Origin of the sequence: Longimicrobium sp. (genome assembly GCF_036554565.1) — a bacterium.
Taxonomy (GTDB): domain Bacteria; phylum Gemmatimonadota; class Gemmatimonadetes; order Longimicrobiales; family Longimicrobiaceae; genus Longimicrobium.
Map to the genome: position 1 here is coordinate 1 of NZ_DATBNB010000116.1, position 4,990 is coordinate 4,990.

At 68.2% G+C, this 4,990-nt stretch carries 3 protein-coding genes; all 3 read left to right on the plus strand.

What is annotated here, in order from left to right; translation table 11 throughout:
* Positions 1–314 precede the first annotated feature (314 nt).
* Entirely contained in the window at positions 315–1,367 is a 1,053-nt protein-coding gene (locus tag VIB55_RS03150; RefSeq protein WP_331875211.1) for a GntG family PLP-dependent aldolase, read from the plus strand.
* A 160-nt stretch (positions 1,368–1,527) separates the two neighbouring features.
* Positions 1,528–2,568: a recombinase RecA gene (gene recA, locus VIB55_RS03155; RefSeq protein ID WP_331875212.1), complete on the plus strand. Its 1,041-nt coding sequence runs from the start codon at positions 1,528–1,530 to the stop codon at positions 2,566–2,568.
* Positions 2,569–3,103: 535 nt separating this feature from the next.
* Positions 3,104–4,990, plus strand: a 1,887-nt coding sequence (locus VIB55_RS03160) for a potassium transporter Kup (RefSeq protein ID WP_331875213.1), incomplete at its 3' end; no start/stop codon positions are given.

A 4,990-nucleotide genomic window follows, 5' to 3' on the forward strand; every position in this document is an offset into this window, starting at 1 on the left:
CGGGAATCTGCGGGGAATCTGCGGGAATCTGCGGGAATCTGCGGGAATCTGCGGGAATCTGCGGGAATCTGCGGGAATCTGCGGGAATCTGCGGGAATCTGCGGGAATGCGCGGGAATCCGCGAGGGCGACTCACCATCCGACGAGGAGCAGGAACATGGGGTTCATCGGCAGCGGGTACGAGTCGTACTGGCCGATGTTTGGAAACCGCTATCGCGTGCTCGCGAAGGCGGAGCCGTGGCCGTTGCCGTCTCTTGCATCGGCGGCCGGTTCGCGGGATCTTTCGGCTCCTTCTGAACCCGCCGAGAGCCGTCGATGCCCGCACGCGCCGAAAGCACCGTAGACCTCCGTTCCGATACCGTTACGCGGCCCACGCCGGCAATGCGCCGCGCCATCGCCGAGGCCGAGGTGGGCGACGCGGTGCTGGGCGACGATCCCACGGTGGCGGAACTGGAGCGGGAGGCGGCGGAGCTGGTGGGCAAGGAGGCCGCGCTGTTCTTTCCCAGCGGCATCATGGCCAACACCGCCGCGCTGCTGGTGCTGGGCCGGCCGGGGACCGAGGCCGTGATCGAGGCGTCGGGGCACATCCTGAACTACGAGGAGGGCGCGGCGGCGGCCTGGGGCGGCATCCAGCTGCATGCCGTGCCCACGCCGGACGGCCTGCTGACCCCGGAGCTGGTGGCGGAGCACATCCGCCCGCCGTCGCCGTACGTGCCGCAGACGTCGCTGCTGTGCCTGGAGAACACCCACAACAGCGCGGGCGGTAAGGTGCTGCCGCTCGACCAGATGGCCGCGATCGTGGCCGTGGCCCGCGAGCGTGGAGTGCGGGTGCACCTGGACGGCGCGCGCCTTTCCAACGCGTCGGTCGCCTCGGGCGTGCCCATGCGCGACTATGCGGCGCACGCGGACACGGTGATGTTCGCGCTTTCCAAGGGCCTGGGTGCGCCGGTGGGCTCCATGCTGGCCGGCAATGCGGAGACGATGGAGCGCGCGTGGCGGGTGCGGCGCCGGCTGGGTGGAGGCATGCGCCAGGCGGGGATCCTGGCGGCGGCGGGGCTGTACGCGCTTCGCAACCACTTTCCCCGGCTGCAAGAGGACCATCGGCGGGCGAAGGAACTGGCCGCCGCCGTGTCGAGCGTGGAAGGCGTAGCCGCCGCCCAGCCGGAAACGAGCATCGTGATGATCGATCTTCGCGAGCCGCGGCTGGATCCGGCTGCGCTGCTGGCGGCGCTGGAACGCCGGGGCGTGCGCATGGTGCAGTTCGGTCCGCGGCGGCTGAGGGCCGTGACGCACCTGGACGTGGACGACGCGGGGATCGAGCAGGCCTCCGGCGCCTTTTCGGAGGCCGTCGGGGAGCTTCTGGGATAGCGAGGACCCCGCGGCAACTTGCCCCGCGAAAACCCTTGTGCATCGTGCCGCGAACGTGTAAACTTTCGCTTTATCTTCGGGAACGCCGTACGGCGTCCGGTGTATCCGTCCGCACAGCCGCCCGGCGGCTTTCTGAACGAGCTTCCAACAGGGAAAACCAATGGCCGTCGACATCGCCGAGGACAAGCGCAAGGCCCTGAACGTGGCCATTGGCCAGATCGAAAAGGCCTATGGCAAGGGCTCCATCATGCGGATGGGGGTCAACGGCCCCCGGGTGGCGATCTCGGCCATCCCCACGGGCGCCATCAACCTCGATGCCGCCATCGGCATCGGCGGCATTCCGCGCGGGCGCATCACCGAGATCTACGGGCCGGAGTCGTCAGGTAAGACCACGCTCTGCCTTCACGTGATCGCCAACTCGCAGAAGGCGGGCGGCGTGGCCGCGTTCATCGACGCCGAGCACGCGCTCGACATCGAGTACGCCCGCAAGCTGGGCGTGGACGTAGACAACCTGCTGGTGTCGCAGCCCGACACGGGCGAGCAGGCGCTGGAGATCGCCGAGGTGCTGGTGCGCTCGAGCGCGGTGGAGGTGGTAGTGATCGACTCGGTGGCGGCGCTGGTGCCCCGCGCCGAAATCGAGGGCGAAATGGGCGACAGCCACGTGGGCCTGCAGGCGCGGCTGATGAGCCAGGCGCTCCGCAAGCTGACGGGCGCCATCAACCGCTCGCAGACCACGGTGATCTTCACCAACCAGATCCGCGAAAAGATCGGCGTGATGTTCGGCAGCCCCGAGACCACGACGGGCGGCCGCGCGCTGAAGTTCTACGCCTCGCTGCGCATCGACATCCGCCGTATCGGGTCCATCAAGGACCGCGAGGTGCTGGTGGGCAACAAGACGCGTGCGAAGATCGTCAAGAACAAGGTGGCGCCGCCCTTCAAGCAGGCGGACTTCGACATCATGTTCAACGTGGGCATCGACCACCATGGCATCGTGGTGGACCTGGGCGTGGAGTCGGACGTCATCAACAAGTCCGGCGCCTGGTTCTCGTACGGCGACGTGCGGCTGGGCCAGGGGCGCGAGAACGCCAAGAGCTTCCTGCAGGAGAACCCGCAGGTGGCCGCCGACATCGAGGCGCGCGTCAAGGAAGTGCTGGGGATGCGCGGGATCGTCGCCGCCACCGACGGCGCCGACAGCGACTGACGGTCCCGGCCCCTCCCCGGGCAAACTCCGCCGGGAGAGGGGAGAACTTCGAGCGAGGTTCGACGGACTGCCTCGCATGCCGCGGGTGGGCCCCTCCCCCGGCCCCTCCCCCGGCAAACTGCGCCGGGAGAGGGGAGGACTTCGGGCGAGGTTCGACGGACTGCCTCGCATGCCGCGGGAGCCCCCTCTCCCCGGCCCTCTCCCCCGCTTCGCAGGGGAGAGGGAGAATTCGATCGCGCGCCGGCAGGCTCGGGCACGCGTAAAGGTGAAGCCCCGAACAGGATGCGCAACGAGCGGCCCTGTGTCGGGGCTTCCGCTTCGTCGCGGCGGATTGATCCGCGTCGGCAGCAACTCGCAACCGGTTCGGCGCCTTGCTCGTACGACGTTGACGTGGGACCTCACGCTCACAAGGTTGTCGCGCGCCCTGGTAGCCGGAGCAGTCGTGAAGCGTGGGCACGGAACCGGCTGTAGAGGGCCGCTCGTAACCGGCGGCGCACCGAATGGGCGCCGCTGGCGTTCCGCATCCCGGGATCCCGTGAGCACGAATACCCATGCCGAACCTTCCGGCAACTATTTCTACGTCCTGGCGCTGACCGCCCTGGGCGTGGTGTACGGCGACATCGGCACCAGCCCCATCTACGCCATCCGCGAAGCGCTCGGCGAGCACTACGGGCTTTCCCCCACGCGCGACAACGTGCTGGGCGTGATGTCGCTGGTCTTCTGGGCGCTGATCATCGTCATCTCCATCAAGTACCTGCTCTTCGTCATGCGGGCCGACAACCGCGGCGAAGGCGGCATGATCGCCCTTACCGCGCTGGTGGCGCCGCAGCGCAGGATGCGCCCGGGAAGCCGGCGCTGGGTGCTGGTGCTGGTGGGGCTGTTCGGCGCGTCGCTGCTGTACGGCGACAGCATGATCACGCCGGCGGTCTCCGTGCTCTCCGCGGTGGAGGGGCTGGAGGTGGCCACGCCCCTGTTCTCGCCGTACGTGCTGCCCATTACCATCACCATCCTGGTGGGCATCTTCGCGGTGCAGTCGCGGGGAACGGCCGGCATCGGGCGCGTGTTCGGGCCCGTGACGCTGGTGTGGTTCCTTACGCTGGGCGCGCTGGGGCTCAACCAGCTGGTACGGCGGCCCGAGGTGCTGTGGGCCATCAATCCGGTGCACGGCATCGAGTTCTTTGCCCGCAACGGCTGGTCGGGCTTCTTCGTGCTGGGCTCGGTGTTCCTGGTGGTCACCGGCGGCGAGGCGCTGTACGCCGACATGGGGCACTTCGGAAAGAAGCCCATCCGCGCCACCTGGTTCACCATCGTGCTTCCCTGCCTGATCCTGAACTACTTCGGGCAGGGCGCTCTGATCCTGGGCGACCCGGCCGCCATCGAGCACCCGTTCTTCCTGATGGCGCCCAAGTGGGCGCTGTATCCGCTGGTTGGCTTGACCACGGCGGCCACGGTGATCGCCTCGCAGGCCGTGATCTCCGGGGCGTTCTCGCTTACGCGGCAGGCCGTGCAGCTGGGCTACCTTCCCCGGCTTCACATCGAGCACACGTCGGAGCGGCAGATCGGGCAGATCTACATTCCGTCCATCAACTGGCTGCTGATGTTCGCCTGCATCGGCCTGGTGCTGGGCTTCCGCACGAGCGGCAACCTGGCGGCGGCGTACGGGGTGGCGGTGACCACCGACATGGTCTTCACCACCGTCCTGTTCGCTTTCGTGGCCAGCCAGCGCTTCGGGTGGGCGCCGTGGAAGGTGGGGCTGCTGTGTGCCGGGTTCCTGGTCGTGGACCTGGGCTTCTGGGGAGCCAACATCGTGAAGATCCCGCACGGTGGCTGGTTCCCGCTGGTGATCGCCGCGGCGTTCTTCGTCTGCATGACCACGTGGAAAACGGGGCGGCAGATCCTGGCCGACCGCCTGCAGAGCCGCACGCTGCCGCTGGCCATGTTCATGGACGACCTGGAAAAGAACGCGTTCACCCGCGTTCCCGGCACGGCCGTGTACATGTACGGCAACTCGCAGGGCACCCCGCCCGCGCTGCTTCACAACCTGATGCACAACAAGGTGCTTCACGCGCGCGTGGTGCTGCTCACGGTGGAAACGGAGGAGGTGCCCTTCGTGGACGCCAGCGAGCGCACGACCGTGGAGCCGCTGAGCCACGGCCTGTACCGGGTGATCCTGCGCTACGGCTTTACCGAGAACCCCGACATCCCCACGGCGCTGGCGGCGATCCAGAACCCCGACCTGCCGCTGAGGACCATGGAAACCAGCTACTTCCTGGGCCGCGAAACGCTCATCGCGTCCAAGAAGCGGGGGATGGCCATCTGGCGCGAGCGCCTGTTCTCGGTGATGTCGCGCAATGCCCGCAGCGCTACCTCGTTCTTCGGCCTGCCGCCGAACCGCGTGGTGGAGCTGGGCGCGCAGATCGAG